Here is a 2,563-nt window from a genome sequence, read left to right as displayed (position 1 = left end):
GTGGATAAAGTATTTGTATCGGATAAAAGTAAAAATTTTCTTAGATATGGATAATAAGTATCCCATGTTTGGCTTTTATTAAAGTAGGCATCATTGAATTGAGAAATACCGTCAAAGTACTCTTTGCGTGTTTGCGTAGCACTTTTAAAAGAATCATTACGAGCAATTGTACAAGGGGTAATACCGTATTTCTCGCATTGTTTGATATATTGAATGCCTAAGATATCATTAGGACGAATATTTTTGGTGTATAGATTTTGATTCATGCTTAAAGATGGAACCACTTGAGTCGATTCCATTTGTTTCGAATATTCTTTTAGTGTACTGATGTTGTTTGTTTCAGAGCCAAAACAGATTTGATCAATATGTAATTGACTTAAAGACTCAACAGCGTATTTGGCAAAGTAATCCGCACTTTGTGCTGCATAACAAGGAGGAAGCTCAATGACTAGATTGCATCCGGCTTCGAGGGCTAGCTTAGTTTTATCTTCCATAGTTAATAGGCTAAAAAGGCCTCGTTGTGTAAAATGATTGGAAACAATCGCAATTAAACAATCACATTGTGTTAATTCTTTCGTTTTTTTGATATGATAGATATGTCCTTGATGAAAAGGATTATATTCTGTAATAATTCCACATGTTTTCATATTCATTATGATATCAAAATCTTTTTCTTGTGGAAATATTGACTTTATCAATTACTTTTATTATAATATCAAATGCGACATGAGGTGAAGATCGTGAAATTTAATAGAAAAGACTTCTTAAATGCAAAAAACCATATTATTGAAATTGATGAGTGGATTGCGGTTGAAGAAAACGATCTGCTTCATCATACTTCTGTCAAGTCTATTCCAGATGTACATGTTACGGGTACATTAGAGTTTGACGGAATGAATTTCGTATCGAGTGATTTGAGAATGGATGGAACAATGATTGTTCTAGATTCCATCACAAACGAAGATATTGATTTTCCATTTGAGGCGGAGTCGCAACAAACGTATTCTTTTGTTCCGGTACAGGATGCAGAAGATCAGGAAATTATCGTGGTGAAAAAAGAGACAATCGATATTAACCCAGAGATTTTCCAGGCGATATTATATGAGGCTCCAATGAGTATCACTCGTTTACCTCGAGATCAATATCCAAAGGGAGATGGTTGGCAGCTTTTATCGGATCAAGATAAAGAAGAGCCAAAAATTGATCCACGATGGGAAAAATTAAATGATTTCAAACTGGATGATGACTAGGAGGTGCAAGCATGGCAGTTCAACAGAGAAGAAATTCAAAAACACGTAAAGCAAAACGTAGAACACATTACAAATTGGTGAAACCAGCGTTGACTCGTTGTCCAAATTGTGGTGAATATAAACTTGCTCACAAGATGTGCTCTTGTGGCGAATACAACGGCAAACAAATCGTTGAAAAGTAAAAATGTAGCCAGGATTTCCTGGCTTTTTCTGTAGTATGGAGGATAGTATGATCGAGATTTTAAAATCGATATTGTATGGTATTGTTGAGGGGATTACCGAATGGCTTCCAATTAGTTCAACAGGACATATGATTTTATTAGAAGAAATCATGCCTATGAATGTATCAAAATCATTCTGGAGTATGTTTCTTGTCGTAATCCAGTTAGGGGCCATTCTTGCGGTTGTTGTTTTATACTGGAATAAAATTTTCCCATTTAAAAAAAATAAAGAAGGAAAATATACTTCTGTGAAATCTATCTGGATCTTATGGTCTAAGATTTTAGTAGCTACAATTCCTGCGGCAATTATTGGCTTGGCATTGGATGATTGGATCGATGCACACTTATATAATGGCTTTGTCGTAGCGATTATGTTGATTTTAGTGGGTGTTGCGTTTATTTATATTGAAAACCGTAATAAAGATATGTGTCCTAGTGTAAATAGTTTATCTGCTTTATCTTATAAAGATGCATTGATTATTGGTTTGTTTCAAGTTGTGGCAGCTGTACTTCCTGGAACTTCAAGATCAGGAGCTACGATTGTTGGTGGATTGATGATTGGTGTCAGTCGTGCAGTAGCTGCAGAATTTACTTTTTTCTTAGCGATTCCAGTTATGTTTGGAGCGAGTCTATTGAAGTTGGTGAAATTTGGGCTTGCGTTTAGTGTTCTAGAATTCTTTATTCTAGTGATAGGTATGGTAGTGGCATTTTTCGTATCTATTTTTGTGATTCGTTTCTTAATGTCATACATAAAAAAACACGATTTCAAAGTATTTGGATGGTATCGTATCGTATTAGGTGCATTTGTTTTGATCTTCTTTGCGATTCGGGCCTTATATGCAATCTAAGAATACTCGTGACTTTAGTCATGAGATGAATTAGATGGGCAGATGTTAGATGAATAATTTAAAAATAAATGATAAATATAGTGATTTAATCATATACATATGTTATAATATAGATGAGGAAAAAACATATGGAAGTTGTTAATGGAAGAGGCTATGTCTATTCTATACAGTATCATATCGTATGGTGTGTAAAGTATCGTCGTGATGTCTTGAATGGACAGGTCGCAACAAGATTAAAAGAGCT

At 34.5% G+C, this 2,563-nt stretch carries 5 protein-coding genes; 4 read left to right on the top strand and 1 reads right to left on the bottom strand.

Features of this window, described 5'->3' with window-relative positions; genetic code table 11:
* A partial coding sequence (locus tag ACZQCL_RS08595) for a nucleotidyltransferase family protein (protein ID WP_482482802.1) occupies positions 1-653 on the bottom strand: 653 nt, incomplete at its 3' end.
* Positions 654-740: 87 nt separating this feature from the next.
* Here ACZQCL_RS08595 and ACZQCL_RS08590 point away from each other — a divergent pair.
* The 4 genes from ACZQCL_RS08590 to ACZQCL_RS08575 form a co-directional block, all read left to right on the top strand.
* The gene (locus ACZQCL_RS08590) at positions 741-1,250 is read left to right on the top strand and encodes a YceD family protein (RefSeq protein ID WP_117926063.1); all 510 of its coding nucleotides are present in this window, start codon (positions 741-743) and stop codon (positions 1,248-1,250) included.
* A gap of 11 nt (positions 1,251-1,261) precedes the next feature.
* Positions 1,262-1,432 carry a 50S ribosomal protein L32 gene (rpmF, locus tag ACZQCL_RS08585; protein ID WP_003864180.1) on the top strand — a complete coding sequence of 57 codons (171 nt, stop codon included), beginning with the start codon at positions 1,262-1,264 and terminating at the stop codon, positions 1,430-1,432.
* A gap of 47 nt (positions 1,433-1,479) precedes the next feature.
* The gene (locus ACZQCL_RS08580) at positions 1,480-2,319 is read left to right on the top strand and encodes an undecaprenyl-diphosphate phosphatase (RefSeq protein ID WP_331865576.1); all 840 of its coding nucleotides are present in this window, start codon (positions 1,480-1,482) and stop codon (positions 2,317-2,319) included.
* Between the two features lie 128 nt (positions 2,320-2,447).
* A partial coding sequence (locus ACZQCL_RS08575) for a transposase (protein WP_482482804.1) occupies positions 2,448-2,563 on the top strand: 116 nt, incomplete at its 3' end.

This window comes from Holdemanella sp. (assembly GCF_056804935.1).
The sequence above is the reverse complement of the archived record's forward strand: the minus strand, read 5'-3'. Positions and strand labels throughout refer to the sequence as shown.